This is a genomic window from Maridesulfovibrio pacificus (SeqCode) (assembly GCF_048612815.1).
In the GTDB taxonomy this organism is placed as follows: Bacteria; Desulfobacterota; Desulfovibrionia; order Desulfovibrionales; family Desulfovibrionaceae; genus Maridesulfovibrio; species Maridesulfovibrio pacificus.
Genome location: NZ_JBLZNE010000001.1, coordinates 3659452 through 3680436 on the forward strand (window position 1 = coordinate 3659452; position 20985 = coordinate 3680436).

Here is a 20985-nt window from a genome sequence, read left to right on the forward strand (position 1 = left end):
TAGATAGCAGGTTCAGTGTCAGACACTGGGCCTGCTTGGAGCAATACAATGTCTACTAGAGAATTAGTTATAACTGATGAAACAGGTAATTGCGTTGATTTTGAAGTAGTAAAAGGAATGCCTGGAGTCAACACAGGAAAAACTAAAAGCGATATTTTAGAAGTGCATCAAAAATCAGGAGCTTACTCTCCTGTTTCTGGCATGAATAAAGTCGATAACCCCATGCTAACACAGACACAGGCCAACAACGCGTTTTCCGGTTATGTTAACTCTGAAGAGCGACGGCTTGAAGCCGAAGAGAAGGTGTATGATTATGAATATGAGAAAAGACTTTCTGATGAGTTGTTCCATTTAATTATCAAACCAGTACCCAAGAACCTTGAGCCGGAAGTAGAAACCCCAATTGACATTTTGCCTAATGACCTGAAGGAGCTGGTTCAGCTCTCTGCTATGAAATTAGGTGTTCCTATTGCAGCAGTGGTACATATTTTACTTGGGGCAATATTTATTGCTGCGCGTGGGTGTTACGAAGTTCGTATTGAGAAGAGATATAGGGAGATTGTTACAGGATATATGCTGGGCGTTCTGCCTAGTGGTGGCAGGAAAAGTGCCTTGGTTGAGATGTTCAGGCATGTTTTCGATCAAGAGCAGCGTGAGCGTAAGGTGAAACATAACCACAAGAAGCATGTTGCCGAGGAGGCGTTTTTTGTAGAAAAGAAGTTCAAGACCAAACTTTTGAATAGCAAGATAAATGCACTGTTCAGTGAAGATATGACCTCTGACGAAATATCAAAAGCAGCTTCTTCAATTAGGGCTGATATGTCTGGTGGTGTTAAGCTAGATGCTCTCAAAGCTTGGCAAGTAGATAGGCTTCTTGTCGATAGTCCAACGCTTAAAAAGATCGCTTTGATAATGGCAGAGCAGAATGAAGCGATCGGTATCTTTGAAGCAGAGCCAGGACTTTTGAAGTACAGAATAAGAGATGGGCAGGACAATATCCTTCTTAAGGCCTATTCCGCAGAGCCTTTTGGTGATGAGGTAACCATGGCAAAAACCTCTGTCGCCATGGATGCCCCTGTTCTAGCAATCAACATTTTTGCGCAGGATGGGGTGGCAGAAGACTTTTTCGGCCGCAAGAAGCTATACGAAGACGGTTTACTTCCCCGATTTCTGACACTTTCCTGTCCCGCTGCTAGTCTTTCACGAAACTTGGTCGATGAAGTTCGGCTTGAGGAGCTTTTAGAAAATTACGAGGGTGTGGTATTAAGGCTGCTTATGACTGAGTTTCAACCGCAGGGCTATGAACAAGGAAAAGTCAGGCATAGTTTAAAACTAAGTTCGGAAGCTGAGTTTTTGCGTTGGCAGTTTGTTGATGAAGTTAATCAGGACTTGGAGGCCGAAGTGTTTTCCGGTTTTGAAGCTTTCGGACGTAAGCTTGCTGGGCATGCAGTGCGAATCGCTGGAGCTATTCATCTTTGGGAACAAAGAGAACCGACTGCGGTTGAAATGAGTGAAGGAACAATGCGTGCAGGGATCGAACTTGCTAGGTTCTACAAGGTTCATGCCTCGTACATGTTTTGTTCCGAAACTTCCAAAGGACACAGGTTCGCAAAGATTGCGTTGAAATGGATTGATAAGCTGAAAAAGTATCAGTTCACAGAAAATGAAATTCGTCGTGGTTCTGGAGAGAGGATTGATGACATCAGGTCTGGGTTGGCCTTACTTGAACGGCATAACTATTTGCGCAGGCACACGCGGAGAAAGACCACCCACTGCGTCGTTCATCCAAAATATAATTTTACCGGCAGTACTACTTGTGCGTAAGTGTTACGAAGCCGTGTCAGTCCTTCTGGCACGGCTTTTTTAATAAATAAGGCTTTGCTAATGCTGATGATAGCGTAAACGCTGCATTAGCAAGAAGTTATTTGCAAAATTTTTGTGGATTTGCATGAAGGCCTAGTAGCGAAACTACCTCATCCCTCAATCCCGCAGACACCTCATACTCCACAGCCAGCTTTTCAAACTCTGATAAAGAATCCCGTACCTGCTCGATAATCCGTACAGCTTTTTTCACGTCAACATTCGCAACCGCAGCCAAAGCCAACAGATGCTCCTCTCCGGGACTCCTGCCTTCGCCCATGACCATGGTGGACTGCTCTCCGTTGGGTCCGTGTGAGTAGGTCAGGTCGTAGGCTGGAGAAAATGTCCATTCGCCTGTTTTGTCCATCAGAAAAGTAAAGTTCTTTCCGTGGTCATCGCGGTTGTGGGCGAGAACGTTGAAAACAGCCAGTCGGTACACCTTTTCTACCTCCTGCTGATTTCGGGTCAGGATATAGGTCAGTTTTACTAAGTCTTGGTAATCAAGTGCAGGGACGCGGTAATCCGCTTCAAGTATCCCGCAGGCCGTGTGCATATGAAAACGTTCAGTGCCGAAGACATCAAACCTTTTGATTCCGAAGTATCCCGGACCGCTGCTGGCAGGTAGGAGTGCCGTTTCTGGCATCTCAATGCCGGAATTACGAGCCATGATGGAATAGACATATTCGAGGGCTCCACTGTCTTTGCCGTCCTGAGTGTTCGGGAATTTTACCATCCATGGTTCTGAAATCTCATCCGGGCATACCCGTGCCCCACCGCTTGTCATAGGGAAGCACTTCATGGTTCCGTCACTGCATCTGTTGAGCAGCACCTTCGGCCTTGCCCCGGCAGAAGATCCATTCAGGTGCAGCAGAGCTTCAAGCACTTCTTTAGGTGTGCCAGCAAGTTCCTCATCCAGAATGTTGCGGGCATATCCGGCAATTTCATCAAGACTCAGTTCCCGTGTGTCTGGCTTAGACGTGGCTGGTTCGTATTCAAGTGCACCTAACCCGTTGAGGCCCACAAAGGCCAGTCTGTCCAGCGGAGTGATTCTGCTAGGGTGTATCCCTTTTGATCGAAGCAGCCTTTCCATAAGCAATCGTCCCCATCCGTCAGGCAGGGTGTCATAGAAAACTCCGGGCAGGTCTTCAAAAGGCGAATTGCATTTCTGAAATTTAGTTTTTGTCGGCAGCTTTAAAGGGGAAATCTCTATGCCTGTTTCAATAAAATTATCTGAATACTCGAAGTAGATGCTGCCTTCGCGTTGAGCCAGTACCCCGACATGAAGACGTTCTATGCCGAAGTTGCAATACACATCAAGGCGTTTCTGATCATTATCAGTGGTACTCATTTTTTGCCTCGTTTTCGTCTTTTGGGTGCAGTGTCATTGAGCACCTGATCCATGGAGGTGAACTCTTGCTCTTTTGGTGCAGTGGTATTTAGCAATTCATCGAGAATGTCTAGGCAAAAGCATATTTTGATGAAGGATTCCAACGAAATTTTACCTGTCTGTTCAAATTTCCGAAGGGTGGATATGGGCACTCCAGCTCTTTCAGCCAAAGTCATTTGGGTCCAGTTACGGCTTAATCTTTGGTCTCTGATGTTGCGCCCTATAATTTGTATGCTCTCGGACGGTGTGTTTGTGCTAATAAGTGACATCATAGTGGTAGTAAAACACTAAAATGCACCAAAGTAAATATAGTTGTGGTATTTTTGGTCATTAGTTAGATGGCTGGCTCGATTAAAAAGACAGGAGGTATAACCGTAGTCGCTACCTCCTGTTCTGCAATGATGTTCGTTAAAGGATCGCATTAAATTTTAGGCAATCTATTCCAGTGTGAGTTGTTTTGATGGTAACCTTGCTCGTCACGTCTTCAGGTTTCAGGTTGTTAGTTGCCGTGTATAAGACTTAGTTTGTGATTCTTGAAGAGAATACCTCTCTGGTACGGTGAGGGGTGTTTCCTTTTGTGTTTGTCTTGGCAAGGTAGCTGCATCGTTCAAAGCAGTCGTTCATCTCTTTTTCAAAGTTGTCATCGTTCCTGCGTAGTACGTAATGATTGGTCTGTTTCTCACCTGATCGTGATTTAGTGCAATAGTGGACCAGACTCTTATGGCTTTTGTCCTTACCCAGAGTCCTGTTCCAATGTTCCTCGGCAGTCTTGATGACAGTATGTGGACTTCTGATCTTGTTGCCATCAGTAAGGACTGCTACATGATAATGCTGATGTTTCTCTCTGGATTGTTCCCGTACTGCGATGTACTTCGGGTCCAGTCCTTTACGTTTCAGAGCTTTGTTAAACGTAGAAGCAAATCTGGAGAAGTCTTTGTTGTCTGTTGGTACATTCTCGTCTTTTGGATATTTTAGATCAAATCTTGTGACATTAGCTTTGTTATGCTTGCCTGTGTAGGTGGTCATGAGTCTATCTGTCTTCTGCAGAATATCCTTGTAACAACCATAGCCTTTATCCTTGTCAGTTAGTATCTTCTTTCCATTATACATCTTTTCGTAAGTGATACCATTCTCATTGTCTTTTCTGTTGCTCATAGATTTATCCTGTTGGTAATATGTTGATGTTTGTATTGAAAGTATTAAGTGCTTATTTAGATATTACAATATACCTAGTTTTATCTGTTCTATTATGCCCTGGATTTGCAAGGGTGCACTTATCTCTCTGTCGTGTCTTTCTTATAGTATATTGTGACTGAATTAATATTAAAACGGCTCAATATAATATGAGTAGATGTATGGATGAAAGAAAAGCCCCCTCCCGGATAGTTAATCTAGGAAGGGGCAAGCTTGTGGTTTGGCTATCTACTTAGTAAATAGCCTGCTATGCAGGCATATACATTCTGGAGGGTATTTTTTATTGAAATTCCATATTGATATAGGGGGTTCCTGGTCTGTCTTTTATATTAACCACTCCAATAAATTGGTATTCCCCTTCCATCGAGATTCCCATTCCGCAAAATCCACACTCTCCAATGTCACTAATTGCGATTGTCCTTGGAGACTCCGATGCCCTTTTCTCAATAACTTTAATAGAAGGGGAACAAGTTGCGTTAGTTAACACAAATTCTGTCTGTGCTTCATTGTACTTTCCATCTTCAAAAAAAGAGCAGGTTGCACCAGTCTCGCCATTCAATGCTGCCCCCGCAATTATTCCATATCGGAAACTTGCTGCCAAAACAGCTCCTGTACTTTGGTTTTCATACACATTGAGGATTAATTGGCGATACTTTTTGGGGTAATCAATTAATTTTAACGTACTTTCAACTTCATTTTTTCTTTTGTACATACGCCGTTGAATTTCGTCTTCATGTAGGCGGTTAAGTTCATGTAGTATGCCATATGGAACTAATGGCTTGTCTTGATAAATTAATTTCATAGCTGTTGCTATGCCAATATTTCCATCCTCCTCGTAATGTTTATTTAGCCGTTCTTTTTCGATGAAATCATCAAGAAGCAGGTTCTTTTCAAGCGTCATTCCTACATGGGTAACTTTGAACTGGTTATTGTTTAACATTTGAAATTGTATAGTGAATTTAAAAACAGGCAAGTAATTATCCGCAAAATTCCTTAGGCGATCAAGGTGGCTTCCATGGTAGCCGTATTGTTCTGTCAACATTTCGCCCCGTATCGGAATATCTGCAGTAAATTGAACAAATTTGCGTTTGAGCTTAGTCTCAAAGGTGGTCCATTGCCGATTTTTCATACCTTGGCAATTATCCAGTACATTACCGATTGTTACGGATTGATCAAATTCCATGTGCCCATTCTTGACCGTGGAAATATCACTGTTTTCCGTGCAACCGAATAGACTTATCAACAAGCATAAAAGGATTGTGAACGTTAAGTTGCGAAGCATTTAATGGCTCCATTTTTAAATAGTTAATCAAGTGCTTATGCGGTTTCTAGCACCTATCGGTGTCTTATTGCAAGAGTAAAAGACTTGTTTCATGGGTTTAAAATCAGAACAGAACTCCTCATGACTTAGATCATGAGGAGGACGAAGTGACTAAATCTGCCGAAATAGTTGGACAAAATATTCAAAAACTACGCAAGTCCCTGAAGTTAAGTCAGCAGGATATGGCTGAAAGGGCTGGCATAAGCTATAAATATCTTGGAGAAATTGAGCGCGGAAAGGTAAATCTGTCAGTTGATATTCTGATGAAGATTTCTAACTCGCTACAAATTCAACCTGAGAAATTACTTGCCTCTCAAAGCAAGACTAATGACAGCCAGCTCAAAGCACAGGCTATTTTAGCTGATTTGTCTCCTCAACAGTTGGAAATAATTATGGATATGGTTGATGTGCTTAAAAAGCATTCCACTCAGTAATCATATAGCTCACTAAATGATTTTCAAATAATTTCAGACATATATTATTCATGTAAGAGTATGGTCTTTTTGGCTTTTATTGTCCCTGCCCGGTCTGCCGAGCAGGGGCTTTCTTTTTCAGGAGGTAATATATGAACGGAACGAATCTTTGTTCCCCGGAGATCACGGAACTTGCCGGGGCAATGCTCAGGGTGCAGCAGGCTTTGAAGCCCGCTGCAAAGGATGGACAGAACAATTTTACAAACAGCCGTTACGCCAGTCTGCAATCGGTGATGGAAACATGCCGGGAAGCTCTGCTGGCGAACGGAATCTGGCTGACTCAGTTGCCGGTACAGGTGGAGAATGGAAACCTTGGGCTGGTCAGTAAGATCGTCCATGCTGAATCGGGACAGTGGCAGTCATCGTTGCTTGTCATGCCGCTGCCTAAAGGAGACCCGCAGGGCTACGGATCGGCCATGACTTATGCTCGCCGTTATGGACTTGCGGCTTTGGTCGGAATCGTTACTGAACACGATGATGACGGTGAAGGGTCATGCCGCCCGCAAAATCAAAACAATGAATATAACCCCGGCAGACACTTGGGTTCTGCAACTCACGCAGCACCCAAAAGTCAGTCTGAAGGTAACGGGTCAGGACCGTCTTTACCTCGCCTTGAAGGAGTCCAGTACCGAAAGGAAACGGCACGGGATGGCAAGCCCTGCATTCTGGCAACCGGTAACACCCTTCCGCAGAAGGATTCACTCCGCAAAGCCGGTTTCCGCTGGGATGGGAATCGTAAATTGTGGTGGAAGTATGAACAGGCCGCATAGCCGGTAACAAAATTTAACGCAGCACATGAAGCGCGTCTCTTCGGAGGCGCGCTTTTTTATTGCCTAAAGGAGTGCACATGGAACCCTTCAGTGACATTACGATTTTTCTTTCCAGTCTCGGACTTACAAAATTTAACAACAAGCTGGCTGAGGCCCAAAGGGAATTAACCAAACAGGAGTTGGTAGCCGTTCAGGAAATGCTGGAAGAAAACGTAAGTAATCAGACCGGCCAAGGATATGGCGGCCACCTCTTTTACTGGACTCGGACTGCATGGGATGTCCGTCATCCTTTGGTTTCTTTGATGGAATCGGTTCTCGCAGAGCTTGAAAGTACGGAGTTTAGCTTCATGCGTATCGGCGATGATGAAAATGACTTTGAAATCCGTGGCGACTATTACAACAACCCTTTTGATAAACCGGACGGCCTGCTCCAGCAAACCGTATCCGAGTATTGCGGAGGTTAGCATGACCAACACAATTGAAGAAATTGAAAAGCTGAATCCTACAGAACTGGATGCCGGGCTGATCTTCAGCGGCAAAGCTTCCGGGCGTATGGTTCAGGGATTTGAAGAAGCATCATCCTTCACGCCGAATCTGGATGCCGAATATCTTTTTCACGAATCCAGCCGGGATGTTGTGGTCTGGTTCATGGACAGCTCCGATCCGATCTACCTGTTTGGGCCCAGTGGTAGCGGCAAGACCAGCCTCATCAAGCAACTTGCAGCCAAGTTGAATTATCCGGTGTTTGAAATCACGGGGCATAGCCGGTTGGAATTCCCGGAAATGGTCGGACACCTGACCGTTGAGGAAGGCAGTATGGAATTCCAGTACGGGCCGCTGGCTCTGGCTATGAAGTACGGAGGCCTTCTGCTTCTCAATGAAATCGACATCATTGATCCGGCAACTGCGGCTGGATTGAACGGAATACTGGATGCTGAACCGCTCTGCATCCCTGAGAATTCCGGGGAGATCATCCATCCGCATCCCATGTTCAGATTTGCGGCTACCGCCAACTCCAACGGTGCGGCTGACGAAACTGGACTTTATCAAGGAGTCGTTCGTCAGAATTTGGCTTTCATGGACCGCTTTTGGCTTTGTGAAATTGGGTATCCCAGTCCTAAATCTGAAATAGAATTACTCGCCCGTAAGGCTAAAAGTCTACCGGAAAATATCCGTAAAAAGATGGTCGAGTATGCTAATTCCGTCCGTAAGCTGTTCATGGGCGATGCATCCGGAAATCTTACCGACACCATTGAGATTACCTTCTCGACCCGCACCTTGATTCGCTGGGCAGACCTCACTGTGCGGTTTCAGCCGCTGGCACGTCAGGGGATTCAGCCGGTAACATACGCACTTGATCGGGCTCTTGGTTATCGGGCTAGCCGGGAGACTCGCACTGTGCTGCATGAACTGGCCCAGCGTACTTTCCCTGTGGAAGACGGATCAGAATCAACATCATAAAGTATACACGCAAATTTCATAAGCGGGGCGGCTTCGGCTGCCTCGCTTTTATTTTGTGTAAAGGAATGGAGGAAATCATGGAAACCAAGACTAGAATCACGGTCCTCAATCATATTTTGGCCTTGAACTTGGACGTAAACATCTGGTCGGCCAGAAAGAAACTCACACCCTACGACTTTGGAGCGACTCAGCTTCCGCCGGAAGAACTGGCATCACTTGGAAGCAAAAGAGTTTGCAATCCTGAAGACCTGCGCATCTTCGGCACTCTCAAATCTCGTGCTGTAAACATGCTTGATCGGCACGGTGTACGCTTCCTCGGCGGCTGGGCCATCCCTGAAAAGGTCGCGGATGAAATCGTGAAAGAGCTAACGGCCATTGAAAAGGAATTCTTTGCAGCAAAAGAGGACTTCCTCAGTCGCTACGATGAAGCAGTGCAGGACTGGATCAAGCAACATCCCGGTTGGGAAAAGCTCATTGGAAGCTCGACTGTCAGTGCCGAGTATGTACGCTCCCGCATCGGCTTCAAGTGGCAGTTCTACAAGCTGGCGGCTCCGGAAAAGAGTTCTGTGAAGAAAGGATTCAAGGATGAAGTTAACAAGCTTGGCTACACGCTATTTGATGAAATCTCCAAAGCTGCCACCGATACATGGAATCACTGCTATGCCGGAAAGGTCAAGGTGACGCATAAGGCCCTTTCGCCGTTACGGTCAATTCAGAGTAAGTTGAACGGGCTGTCCTTCGTAGATCCTCGTGTCCTGCCCATCACCGACCTGCTTCAAACTGCTTTCGACAAGGTCCCGTCCCGAGGGTTTATCCGCGATGAGAACTTGCTCATGTTGCAGGGAGTCGTATCTGTGCTTCGTGAACCAGCGTTGCTCGTGGAAAATGCGCAGAAAATTCTTGATGGAAGCACAGCCGAGGATTTGCTTGCTGGTCTGACAGCAATTCCGAAATCTTCCGTTGCCGAAGATGCTCCTGAAAATCACGAACAGGACCACACCCCGCAAGTTGCTTCCCAGCAGCAGATCGACAGCCATGGGCTGTGGTGATCGGAGGCGTCATGAATAACAAATTGCTCATGAAGTCTTTGCCGTTTGTGGCGAGCGTACTTGGTCGGAAATATGGGGTGCGAGTACAGATAGGTGGGGACAAGGCTTTTACTGATGGAAAGGTAATTCAATTGCCTGCTTTGCCGTTGGGCAATGATGAGCTGGTGCTGAAACTTGCCAGAGGATACGCAGACCATGAAGCCGCTCATATTCGCGAGACAAACTTCAAATGGCTGAAGCTGGCAAAGCTGACTCCATTTGAAATGCACATCTGGAATTCGCTTGAAGACTGGCGGGTGGAAAACAAGTTGGCCGAGATCTTCCCCGGTTGCCGACAGAACTTCCATTGGTTGATCCGGCATCTATTCATTAATGATAGAGGCAGTGTTCAGGCGGCTAAAACCGATCCGGCAACTTCCATCCTGAATTGGGTGCTGCTGACAGTTCGCTCCTGGGATGTGGAAGAATTCACCGAAGAATGTGCTCAAATAGCCTCAATTCTTGATACGCAATACCCCGGCCTTACGGACCGTTTAAACGGTATTCTACAAAAGGTCAGGGCCAAGTGCGAATCCACTCAGGATTGCATTCTCTACACAAAAGAAATTGTCGATTTGCTGAAGGGCTATCTCAAGCAGCTTGAATCCAATGGACAATCTACACCGGCTAAGAAACTTAAAAAGTTGCTGGATTCAAATTCCGGCAATCTTCCCAAAGCGTTCGGAGAAGTTCTAGAAGAGCAACTAGCAAGTCACGCTCCGGATGATGCAGAAGATGGGCTTCGGGTTGCCAAGGATGGGTATAAAAGACTCACCGTGCTGGACGAAGCTGAACTTGAACAGACACGCAGGACTTCCACGGCCCTCAAATCCCGACTGCATGGAATTCTTCAGGCCAAAACCATCAAACACGATCGTATCGGCAGACATGGTCGGTTAAGCACAGCCCATCTGCACCGCATAGCTGTTGGTAATCCACGGATGTTTCGCAGCAGGCAGGAAAGCCGGGGAATCAGCACGGCAGTTCATCTCCTCATTGATTGCTCCGGTTCCATGCGCAGACGTATCGGGCTGGCTTCACAAATCAGTCATACCGTGGTCAGTGCGCTTAATTCCATCAACGGCGTGAGTGTGGGCGTGAGTGCCTTTCCCGCAATCAGAACTCAAGGAGGAGAAAATTATGATGATCCTACTGTGGCTCCTATTCTAAATCACGGTCAAAAATTACACACCCGTTTCGGTGTAGCCGCTTCCGGCTCAACCCCGCTGGGCGAAGTACTCTGGTGGACATTCCAGCAAATGCTGCCGTTGCCAGAAAACCGGAAAATCATCCTCTGCATAACGGACGGTGTCCCGGCCAACCCGGCCAACGCACAACAAGCGATCAAAGACGGGAGCGCATACGGCTTCGAAATATACGGTCTCGGAATAAAATCCGAGGCCGTTTTTCATTTGTTCCCCGGAAAAAGCAGAGTCATCACCGAGCTTACGGACCTAGGTCCAGCCATGTTTGACCTGCTTCAGGAATCATTAACCAAATAAAAAAGGAGAAACCGCAATGTCTGAAGATAATCCCTTATGCCCCAACTGCTGCACCGGAACTTTTGTCGTGCTCGTTAACAATACCCAGAAAATCGGAACCGCAGTAGGCGGAGTTGCCGGAGGCGCAGCCGGATACGCTGGCGCAACTTCCGGAGCTGCAACAGGTGCGGCTATCGGATCAGTTGTCCCAGTCATCGGAACAGGACTCGGTGCCATCGCCGGTGGTCTTGCCGGAGCAATGGCTGGATTCTTCGCCGGTTCCAAAATCGGCAATGAAGTTGGCGCACATGTGGACCGGCATGTCATCGGCCTGTATCGCTGCAACCGTTGCGGCACTCAATTTGAATCTTAAACTAGGAGGATAAGATGAAGAATTTGCTTACCTTTATCGGCGGAGTCGCTGTCGGTGTTCTGGCCGTTACCGGGATTTATGCTCTGGATGATGAGTTGCCTGCAACTGGGTGTGAAGCTGATACTGAAACAGGAGAAGTGGATGATCCGGGTGAGGAGTCTGTTGATGACAGACTTGAGGAATTGTTGGAGCCTGATGGGAGTTAGGTTTGAAGAGAGGGCCGCCGGGGGAACCCGGCGGCATTTAAATGTTTTAATCTTATGGCTGAAGGAATGGGTTACTGAAGTAATTTCAATACAATTTTTGCAATTTGATTGGCAAGATATGGAGGAACAGCATTACCTACTTGTATATATTGATTGGTTCGTGGACCGCAAAAGAAATAATCATCTGGGAACGTCTGTATTCTTGCTGCCTCTCGTACAGAAAAACTTCTACATTGCGCAGGGTCTGGATGGATAAAATAATGTCCATCCTTGGAAATATGACTGGTTATCGTTGTTGCAGGGCGATTTGCCTGCTGAACTCTAAATCTGTCTGAAAAAGCCCCGCTATTCCAGTTTTGATGAGCTGGAGCAAGTCCGGGTAAAGAGAAATCCTCGGCCCCCTTGGGGGACTTCTCGTATACCTCGGTGAAGGCAGACGCGAATGCGTATCGGCGTAAATCTGATTCCATATGCCCTCTTGTTTCGTGATTAAAGTACACGTTTGTCCATTCACCAGTTATCCAGTTCTTAAGTTCTTCCGGGATTTGAGTTGAAACCTTGGTCTGTCTGCTTTGGGAAAAGGCTTTCCGGCTCAATTGGGTTGCAACGACAGTTTTAGCATGTTTTTGTAAACTACGTGCCAATTTTTTTTGACCATCAGTTTGAGCGCATTTGGCAAGATCTTCCATCTGTTGTGAGACATATTCATGCCATCGTCTACAGGAGTCTCCTCCTCTACTAAATCCACTTCTAAGCTTAGGGAGGTCCATGATCATATTGCTGACATTGGGGCCCATTCTTTTTGGTAGCAATTCAGGTTTTGCTGAAATGTCATTGCGTATGCCTAAAAGAATGACTCTATGCCTTGCTTGTGGGATGCCATACTCTTCAGTTTTTACTACGAAATTGGATGTATTGATTTCCTTCAAGTTCATGCCCGCTTCGTAACATTCAGGCGCAACTAGTGAATAAATCCTGTAGCCTTCGCTTGGAGTAGTTGAAGCGTTTGTACCGCCACTGGCAAGGTCTTGCAATATTTGGTGGGCAATGAGTTTCCCATCTATTTTGCAGGAGAGCATACCTCGGACATTCTCCATTACGAAGACTGCAGGACGGTATCTGTTTATTATCTTGAGATATTCTTGGTAAAGAAAATGCCTTTTGTCCTCCAAGGGATTGTATTTATCTTTACCCTTGTTACGAACTCGTCCTGCGACTGAATATGCTTGGCATGGTGGCCCACCTATCAGTACCCATCGATCTTTATCGGCAAGCTCTGCATCCAATCTTCGATATAAAAGAGAATCTCCTTCATGAGTGCCTAATTCTATGTTTAAAGCTTCTTCATTTGCTTTTTCCCATAAATGTTTGGTTTCATCAGTATAAGGTTTTTTCCCTACTCCAAGGCAGTATTGTTTGAAGTGGTCCGTAGATTTTTCAAGCTGAAGTATCTTCCTTTGGTAAGCTCTCAATCTCAGAGTGGAATGAGCATACGTGTCCATCTCAGCAGACAGGAGTATGCTAAATGGATTCTTTTCTTTTTTGGTAACAAGGCTGCTGAAGCCTTCGCCTAGTCCTCCCGGACCGGCAAAAACATCAATTATAGGTATTGCGCTCATTGCGTGAAACAACTCTTTCAGGTTAATTTTTTCGGGACCACGAATAGTGCCAGGTCGATCTTGAAAAAGCAACCACGAGAGGAATAGTGTGGCTGATATTGTAGATTCTCAAACAAGAAGTCGGATGATGGCTGGGGTAAAAGGCAAGAATACCAAGCCAGAAATATTGGTTCGTAAATTTTTGCATAGGAAGGGACTCAGATTTCGCCTTCACAAGAAAGGATTACCGGGCAAGCCGGATTTGGTCTTTCCCAGTAGAAAAATAGCCTTGTTTGTTCATGGATGTTTTTGGCACAGGCATGAAGGGTGTGCCAAGGCGACAACTCCTTCAACAAATGTTCCTTTTTGGGAGAAAAAGTTTTCCGACAATGTCACTAGAGATCGTCGAGTTGTTACGGAATTGGAGCAGCTTGGTTGGAAAGTGATTGTCATCTGGGAGTGTCAATTGAATGATAACGAATTAAACAAGTTGGCTGAGTCGATAAAAGGAGTCTCATTGTAGATATAAAAAATAAGTTTGTTTGTTTTTAAGGCTATATTTCCTTGGACTTGGCACTGGTATTTTGTTTATTGTACGAGCGTGTTTATCTGAATAACCGCTTACTTGCGATTGAGTTCATAATGTCTACGAGTTCAGAATGCCCACCACATCCCGGAAGTCTCTTGGAGTCTCTCAGAAATCTGGGATACTCTCTCGGAGCAGCTATTGCCGACTTGATTGACAATAGTATTACCGCATCAGCTTCAAGAATTGATATTTTTCATGATTTGGATCAGCCACAGTTTCGTCTTGCCATATTGGACAATGGCTTGGGGATGGAGCGAGAGGAATTATTGGGAGCCATGCGAATGGGCTCTTCTAGTCCGCTTGATCCTCGTTGTACAAATGACATGGGACGTTTCGGTCTGGGAATGAAGACCGCGTCTTTTTCGCAGGCCCGACGTTTTACAGTTATTACACGTAAAAATGATGTGTGCACCGGAGCCAGATGGGATTTGGATAATCTGGATAAGCGATGGAAACTTGAGGTTCTTGATGACGAGGAGATCGAGGGAACAACGTGGTCAGATTCTATTTGTGATACCGGCACGATGATTTTGCTGGAAAAGCTGGATAGATTGGGTGGAAAGCATTTGAAAAAGCTTACTCCCAAGATTTTTCTCAGGGAACTGGATTTAGCTAGGGATCATTTGTCTCTAGTGTTTCACAGGTATCTTGCTGGTCAGTCTGCTTCTCGCATATCAATAAATATCAATAATTATCCTATTCAGCCTTACGATCCATTCTTCAAATATCATCAGGCAACTCAACCGCTTAATGGTATGTCGGTCAAAGTCGGTTCAGGGCTGGCAGAAATCAAACCATATATTATTCCCCACTTCTCTAAATTGAAAGGAAGTGAGCGAGACGTAATCAAGAAGTACGGAGGGCAATCCAAGACCCAAGGTTTTTATGTGTATCGAAACCGAAGACTTCTGGCGTGGGGCAGTTGGTTTGGATTGAAGCGTCAGAAGCGGGAGTCCAGTGCTTTGGCGAGAATTCAAATTGATATCTCGAATGCCATGGATCATCAGTGGGGAATTAACATAATGAAGTCAAAGGTATTTTTCCCCGAAGCTGTCAAAAGTGAAATGCGGGTCGTATTGGATCGTATTGAAGGGGCCTCTGTGAGGACGTACACTAGTCGGGGACAAAAAATTTCGGGAGCTATACCATATCCATTTTGGCAACGTGAAGTGAGTAATTCAGGCGTAAAATATCTTATAGATCATGAACACCCTCTCCTGAAGGCTTTTGCAAAAAAACTGCCCCCTGAAGTAAAGAGAGAATTGAGTTCCATTTTTTCTCTGATCGGCGAAAAAATGCCTCTTGAAGCAATCTACAATGACAGATTGGGAGACAACATAGATCGTTCGACTTCAGCTGCGAACAATATTGGGGAAGAAAAGTATCAGCAGATGCTCAAATTGCTACTCGAATCAGGATATGAACGGGAACAGGCTGAGAATATTTTAAAACACAGCTTCAAGGAAATTGGAGGATAGTGATGGATAGCCCCTTGGTTCCATTTGTAAAAACGTTGGTCGAAGGTGAAAAACATAAGGCGGCCAACGGCGGGAAGTCTTTTTCAGAAGATGATTTGGTTGAGATTGTAAAGGAGAAAGCTCCAGATACAGCTAAATTACTTGGGATTGTTTTGGAAGAAGATCTCTTGGAACAGCTGATTGAACGTATCAAGACTCTGGTCTCTGTCGATATGATTACCGGGACTTTGCTTAAGGACAAATCGCCCCATAAGGAGTGGGCTCGTAATAGTGATATTTCTTGGGATTGCTGGGAAAATTATAAAGGTATGCTTGGAGTTGAGCAGGGTTTTCCGGATATCGTGCTCAGAACTATTGGTGACGACACTTTGAAGGTTCTTGATCAACTTGGTGATCCTAAAAATGGAGAAGATTGGTATAGAAAGGGCTTGGTCCTCGGCCATGTCCAATCTGGAAAAACATCCAACTATGGTGGACTGATTAACAGAGCGGCAGATGCTGGGTATAAGATATTCATAATCATCGCTGGCATTCATTCCAACTTGAGAAATCAGACTCAGAGCAGGATTAATGATGCTTTTGTAGATAGGGCGCCCGCAAACAAGAAGCCTATTTCGCTTACAACGGAAGAATACGATTTCAAAGCTTCAGTTGCGTCCAGCCGGATTCCCTCGTCTGCGGTGGGGACATCACTGGTATTTGTAATCAAGAAAAATGTAACCATTCTGAGGAATCTCAGGGATTGGCTGAAGGGGAACAACAAGAAAGGGGAAGGTTGGCAGGACATGCCTCTTCTTATGATTGATGATGAAGCTGACCATGCCTCTATCAATACAAATAAGGAAGAGACGGATCCAACCTCAACCAATAAAATGATCAGGGAAATTCTGACTCTTTTCAATCGTAAATCATACGTTGCATACACAGCGACTCCTTTTGCCAATATTTTTATTCACCCTGATGCCGCAGATGAAAGATGGGGTGAGGATTTGTTTCCTGAAGATTTTCTTTATGCCTTGGAGGCTCCCTCCAATTACTTTGGGCCAGGAAAGATTTTTCTTGCCGAGGATGAAGGAGATCAAATCTTGCGGGATCTGACAGACGTATATGACTTAATTCCCCCAAAACATAGGTCGGATGACATTCCTTCCGCAATTCCCGAATCTCTCAAGCTGACCATAAGAACATTTGTGCTTGCTCGGGCCATAAGAATGTTGCGTGGTGATCTCAAGGTTCACATGTCCATGCTAATTAATGTGTCTCCATTCGCAGATATTCAACGTCAGGTGAAACTATTGACGGAAGATTATGTGGATGAATTGCGAGGGCGTGTGTTCGCAGGTGCACGTATGCTTGGTGCTGATCGTAAGTTCTGGAATGAAATGCAGGAACTTTATGAACATGAATATGGCAATTCCGGAAAAGCTTGGGAAGAAATACGCTATATTCTTCCTGATGCAATGGATAGAATGCGGGTTATTGTTGACAACAGCAAATCGCAAGAACGACTGAATTATGATGAGTATGAGCATGACGGCCTTCCTGTAATTGTAGTGGGCGGATATACTTTGTCGCGAGGTCTGACTCTTGAAGGACTGATGACCAGTTACTGGAGTAGAAATTCCAAGACATATGATGCCTTGATGCAGATGGGAAGATGGTTTGGTTACCGAACCGGCTATGAGGATCTATGCCGGTTGTGGATGTCTCCCGAAGCTCGAGGTTGGTATACGCACATAGCTGAATCGGTAAACGAACTTCGTTACGATGTTTACGAGATGGCCAAACGTGGAATGACACCAAGGACATTCGGGCTCAAAGTACGAGATCACCCAGATACTCTTCAGGTTACAGCTTCAAACAAGATGCGTGCAGCTGAAAAGCGAATGGTACGAGCTGACCTTTCAGGGCGTTTGATAGAAACTCATGTTGTCCGGACCGAAGAGGAAGCGATCAAGGATAATTTTCTTTTATTGCAGGCAACGGTTGAAAAGTTGAATTCATTGCCTGACCCTGTATGTATGACCCAAAGGAACCGGGGCTACATGTGGCATGCTGTGTCTATGCAGGTTGTCAGGGATTTTATTGATGATTTTGAAGGTCACCCACGGCCAATAGATCCCGGATTGTTGACATCTTATCTTGATGCCCTTGAAAAGGTTCCTTATGGGCCTCCGTTGTGGAATGTTGTTCTTGTTAGCCTCAAAAAAGAAAGTCGTCTTGTTCAGGGGTTAGGTGAGCTTGATATCAAAGTACAAAGGCGAACCATTGGTGAGCCTTGTTATCAGCCCGTTCCTGGAGTGGCGGTAGGCAGAAAGCAACGTGTCGCCTCGCGTGGCATTGAGAGTGTGTGCTTTGAAGATGTTGAACTTAAAACCTTGGAAGACGAATATCGAATTGAAAATCCTGGAAAAAATGTTCCGGATAAATATTTCAGAGATAAGATGGATTGTCCGCTGCTCATGATTCATGTTTTGGATTTGTATGCAGATCCTGACTTTAAAACTCCTGTCGAGTATGAAAATGTTGTTGGATGGGGAGCAAGTTTTCCATCGAGGGATGATGTGCCAGCTGAAATATATCAGGTTAACCAAGTTTGGCTCGAGCAGGTATCCAAATTTTTTGAAAGCGAATATGAGGATGAATAATGGTACAACAAGACTACCCATGGAAATCATTGTCCCCATCAAAGAGTCCTGACTCAAGCGCGGTGATTGCAGTAGACGGTGCTGCCCATGCCTTTTATTGGGGGAAAGACCATAACGGCCTTCCTCAGTTGGTTTGCAAATTGCCAGAGCTGGTTTCAGTTAGGGATAAGTTGCCAGCTTTTAAAGGAGTGGATGCTCATCTTCTTGATGTTGAAGGAAGAAGTTTGTTGATAATGCAATTGCTCGACATGGCTTTCGAGCAGTTGTTCTATCATCTGTGCCTGAATCTTGTTGAAAGTACGAAGTGTGCCCGTTCAGCAGACAGTATCGTTTCTGTCGTTACTGGGAGGTTGAAAAGATGGCAAAAACTCATGGGCAAAAAGACTATCCCCGGCATTCTGACTAAGCAGGAGCAGCAGGGGTTAATCGGGGAATTGTTTTTCTTGCGAGATAATCTTTTTGATTGGACGGATCCATTTTCAGCTGTGGAGTGTTGGGTCGCTCCGAATGAACATCCCCAAGATTTTGCTTTGCCAGGACCGGTATCCGTTGAGCTCAAGTGCAGGCAGGTGACGTCTCCAGAGATGGTTAGAATCTCTTCTGCATGGCAATTATTACAAGAAGATGGCGATCTTGTTTTGGCAATACTTACCTTGGCAAAAGGGGAAAGAGAGGGGAAGGGAGATTTTTCATTGGCTTCATTGGTGGCCGCTATAAGAATGTCCTTGGACTGTTCGCCAGATGCGCTGGAGAAATTCGAAGATGCTCTTTTTTCTTGGGGGTACATGGATTTGCCTGAATACAATGAAGCTTGGTGGCATCCTTCGAGCTGGAGAGCTTATAGTGTTGATGAGAGTTTCCCCAAGTTGACAGTGCCAGAGTTGAAAAAAGGTATCGCGGATGTGTCTTACAGGTTGTCATTGCCAGATTGTAAAAAGTGGGAAGTTGATATTCTGGATTTGAAAGCAGGATTTTGATGAAGGGGAGTGAACATGGAGTTGGATGAGTTTTATCATGAGCTGCAGCACAAAATTAGGCTCAAGAGCCAAGAGCTTGAAGATTTTCCAGAACCTTCTTTTCTTGAGATGGTGACTGAAGAGTTATGTGAATCCGGTGTCATCGAAGATTTCAGTCATGCTCATCTCTTTGGGATCAAGTCAGGACCGTACAGAAACAGTCGGGTGGATGGTTATTGTTTTTCAGAGGAAAACGATTCCATAGATCTTTTTGTTGTGGACTACAAACAGAATGACAAGCTTTCAACCCTGACTTTTACTGAGATGGAAGCTATCTTTTCAAGATTGGAAAGGTTTTTTGTAGCTTCTACATCAAGCAGCGCGTTTGAAGGTATGGAAGAGAGTTCTCCGGTTTACGGTTTATCTTACCAACTGAATAGAGAGGCTTGCAAGTATTGCAATCTGAGGTTTTTTCTCGTTTCTTCCAGAGTATTGAGTGGCCGGGTCAAAGCTTTGGAAAATAAACAGATTGAAAATTGGAATGTATCGTTTCAAGTATGGGATGCTGCGCGGCAACATCGAATGCATGATTCTCGCGGGCAACGGGAGGATGTGATTGTTGATTTCATTGAGGAATTTGGTGAGCCTTTGGCATGTCTTCCTGCGCATATAGGGGCAGAGGACTATCAGTCGTACTTGGCTGTTGTTCCCGGAGAACAGCTAGCCAACCTTTACGGTACATATGGAGGCAGACTCCTCGAATTGAATGTGCGCACATTTCTTCAAGCTCGTAACAAGGTAAACAAGGGTATACGGAATACGATCGTTAACAATCCTGATCGCTTTTTTGCATACAACAATGGGATAACTGCAACAGCAGAAGAAGTCGTTGTTGAAAATGGAGGTATTTCACGGGCAAAGAATCTGCAGATTGTAAATGGAGGACAAACTACAGCGTCTCTTTACCATGCCTCCAGAAAACAAAAAGCCGACTTGAGTCGTATTTTTGTCCAGATGAAACTGTCGATCGTTGATGCGGATATTTCCAACGAAGTTGTTCCAAAAATTTCTGAATATGCCAATACCCAAAACAAGGTAAATGCTTCCGACTTTTTTTCCAATCATCCTTTTCATGTGAGAATTGAAGAGTTTTCACGAAGGCTTTTGGCTCCAGCAACAGAAGGGTCCCAAAGAGAGACCAAATGGTTTTATGAGAGAGCCAGAGGTCAATACGCTGAAGCGCAATCCGACATGAGCACTTCACGCCGAAAGGCATACAAACTTGAGTTTCCGAAATCACAAATGTTCACGAAAACGGATTTAGCCAAGTACGACAATTGTTGGGATGGTTTTGCTCGTGAAGTCAACTTGGGAGCACAGAAGAATTTTGCCCACTATGCCAAACGAATTGCCGAAAGTTGGGATGAAGATAACACGATTTTTAATGAAGATTATTTCCGACAGTCTGTAGGCCGTGCAATTGTTTTTCGGACTACTGAAAAGATGGTTTCCAAACAGGAGTGGTATCAAGGCGGATATCGCGCAAATATTGTTGCATATACTCAAGGCCTTTTGGCAAAGGCCATCACTGATATGAAAATGTCACTTGATTACCAAATGCTTTGGCAAAAACAGTCAATTTCGTCTTCATTACTTTTGGTGCTTCAAAACATAGCACGGGACGTTAACCAGTTCGTAACGGCTACCCCGGATGGAATACGAAATGTTACCGAGTGGTGTAAAAGAGTGGGGTGTTGGGAAGGACTCAAGGAACTAAAGATCGAACTTAATGATGATTTTGTAAAAGAATTGATCCCTCTTTCAGAGGTCAGGCGTCGAAGCAAGGATGCCAAGGCTACGCAAAAGATCGATGACGGGATATCTGCGCAGGCAAAGGTGCTTGAACTCAAACCTGAATTTTGGAAACAGGCTTTGGAATACGGCATGAAAAGCCGTTCTTTGTCGCCTACAGATTCAGGAATTATTCAAATTGCTTGTATGATTCCTCTAAAGATACCTTCTGAAAAGCAATCCGTGAGATTACTTCAAATTCTGAATAAGTTGAAGGAAGAGGGAATGAAAGTTGGTTAATTCGAGGAGGC

The 20985-nt window shown here is 45.0% G+C and carries 19 protein-coding genes; 14 read left to right on the forward strand and 5 right to left on the reverse strand.

Translation table 11 applies throughout. From position 1 onward, the window contains the following. Positions 1-48: 48 nt before the first annotated feature. Positions 49-1824: a DUF3987 domain-containing protein gene (locus ACNI23_RS16970; RefSeq protein ID WP_420250466.1), complete on the forward strand. Its 1776-nt coding sequence runs from the start codon at positions 49-51 to the stop codon at positions 1822-1824. 97 nt (positions 1825-1921) lie between these two features. On the opposite strand, the gene ACNI23_RS16975 is transcribed toward ACNI23_RS16970, so the two are convergent. From ACNI23_RS16975 to ACNI23_RS16990, 4 genes are all read right to left on the reverse strand, one after another. Further along, positions 1922-3208, reverse strand: a complete 1287-nt coding sequence (locus tag ACNI23_RS16975) for a type II toxin-antitoxin system HipA family toxin (protein WP_420250467.1) — start codon at positions 3206-3208, stop codon at positions 1922-1924. Then, complete coding sequence (locus tag ACNI23_RS16980; protein WP_420250468.1) at positions 3205-3519, reverse strand: helix-turn-helix domain-containing protein; 315 nt, start codon at positions 3517-3519, stop codon at positions 3205-3207. Before ACNI23_RS16980 ends, ACNI23_RS16975 begins: the two co-directional genes overlap by 4 nt. 247 nt (positions 3520-3766) lie before the next feature. Beyond that, on the reverse strand, positions 3767-4402 hold the full coding sequence (locus tag ACNI23_RS16985; protein WP_420250469.1) for a YagK/YfjJ domain-containing protein: 636 nt from the start codon (positions 4400-4402) through the stop codon (positions 3767-3769). A gap of 319 nt (positions 4403-4721) precedes the next feature. Then, positions 4722-5624: a hypothetical protein gene (locus tag ACNI23_RS16990; RefSeq protein ID WP_420250470.1), complete on the reverse strand. Its 903-nt coding sequence runs from the start codon at positions 5622-5624 to the stop codon at positions 4722-4724. A gap of 245 nt (positions 5625-5869) precedes the next feature. Here ACNI23_RS16990 and ACNI23_RS16995 point away from each other — a divergent pair, with 245 nt between their 5' ends. The 8 genes from ACNI23_RS16995 to ACNI23_RS17030 all read left to right on the forward strand — a co-directional run bounded on the left by ACNI23_RS16995 (position 5870) and on the right by ACNI23_RS17030 (position 11614). Then, the gene (locus ACNI23_RS16995; RefSeq protein ID WP_420250471.1) at positions 5870-6196 is read left to right on the forward strand and encodes a helix-turn-helix domain-containing protein; all 327 of its coding nucleotides are present in this window, start codon (positions 5870-5872) and stop codon (positions 6194-6196) included. A gap of 131 nt (positions 6197-6327) precedes the next feature. Then, entirely contained in the window at positions 6328-7005 is a 678-nt protein-coding gene (locus ACNI23_RS17000) for an ERF family protein (protein ID WP_420250472.1), read from the forward strand. Positions 7006-7082: 77 nt separating this feature from the next. Then, positions 7083-7469: a hypothetical protein gene (locus ACNI23_RS17005; protein ID WP_420250473.1), complete on the forward strand. Its 387-nt coding sequence runs from the start codon at positions 7083-7085 to the stop codon at positions 7467-7469. Position 7470: 1 nt separating this feature from the next. Further along, positions 7471-8466: an AAA family ATPase gene (locus ACNI23_RS17010; RefSeq protein ID WP_420250474.1), complete on the forward strand. Its 996-nt coding sequence runs from the start codon at positions 7471-7473 to the stop codon at positions 8464-8466. A 77-nt stretch (positions 8467-8543) separates the two neighbouring features. Next, positions 8544-9515: a DUF3150 domain-containing protein gene (locus ACNI23_RS17015; protein WP_420250475.1), complete on the forward strand. Its 972-nt coding sequence runs from the start codon at positions 8544-8546 to the stop codon at positions 9513-9515. 11 nt (positions 9516-9526) lie between these two features. Continuing rightward, a complete protein-coding gene (locus tag ACNI23_RS17020; protein WP_420250476.1) occupies positions 9527-11056 on the forward strand; it encodes a cobaltochelatase CobT-related protein in 1530 nt (509 codons plus the stop codon). A gap of 16 nt (positions 11057-11072) precedes the next feature. Further along, positions 11073-11408 carry a hypothetical protein gene (locus ACNI23_RS17025; RefSeq protein WP_420250477.1) on the forward strand — a complete coding sequence of 112 codons (336 nt, stop codon included), beginning with the start codon at positions 11073-11075 and terminating at the stop codon, positions 11406-11408. A gap of 14 nt (positions 11409-11422) precedes the next feature. Next, positions 11423-11614: a hypothetical protein gene (locus ACNI23_RS17030; RefSeq protein ID WP_420250478.1), complete on the forward strand. Its 192-nt coding sequence runs from the start codon at positions 11423-11425 to the stop codon at positions 11612-11614. Positions 11615-11685: 71 nt separating this feature from the next. Here the strand turns inward: ACNI23_RS17030 and ACNI23_RS17035 are convergent, their stop codons facing one another. After that, entirely contained in the window at positions 11686-13233 is a 1548-nt protein-coding gene (locus tag ACNI23_RS17035) for a DNA cytosine methyltransferase (protein ID WP_420250479.1), read from the reverse strand. Between the two features lie 88 nt (positions 13234-13321). Between ACNI23_RS17035 and ACNI23_RS17040 the strand changes: the two genes are divergently transcribed. The 5 genes from ACNI23_RS17040 (at position 13322) to ACNI23_RS17060 (ending at position 20974) form a co-directional block, all read left to right on the forward strand. Beyond that, a complete protein-coding gene (locus ACNI23_RS17040; protein ID WP_420250480.1) occupies positions 13322-13735 on the forward strand; it encodes a very short patch repair endonuclease in 414 nt (137 codons plus the stop codon). Positions 13736-13896: 161 nt separating this feature from the next. Next, positions 13897-15279 carry an ATP-binding protein gene (locus tag ACNI23_RS17045; RefSeq protein ID WP_420250481.1) on the forward strand — a complete coding sequence of 461 codons (1383 nt, stop codon included), beginning with the start codon at positions 13897-13899 and terminating at the stop codon, positions 15277-15279. 2 nt (positions 15280-15281) lie between these two features. Beyond that, on the forward strand, positions 15282-17927 hold the full coding sequence (locus tag ACNI23_RS17050; protein WP_420250482.1) for a Z1 domain-containing protein: 2646 nt from the start codon (positions 15282-15284) through the stop codon (positions 17925-17927). Continuing rightward, the gene (locus ACNI23_RS17055) at positions 17927-18904 is read left to right on the forward strand and encodes a PD-(D/E)XK motif protein (RefSeq protein ID WP_420250483.1); all 978 of its coding nucleotides are present in this window, start codon (positions 17927-17929) and stop codon (positions 18902-18904) included. Before ACNI23_RS17050 ends, ACNI23_RS17055 begins: the two co-directional genes overlap by 1 nt. A 15-nt stretch (positions 18905-18919) precedes the next feature. Continuing rightward, complete coding sequence (locus ACNI23_RS17060; protein ID WP_420250484.1) at positions 18920-20974, forward strand: AIPR family protein; 2055 nt, start codon at positions 18920-18922, stop codon at positions 20972-20974. Positions 20975-20985: the final 11 nt, after the last annotated feature.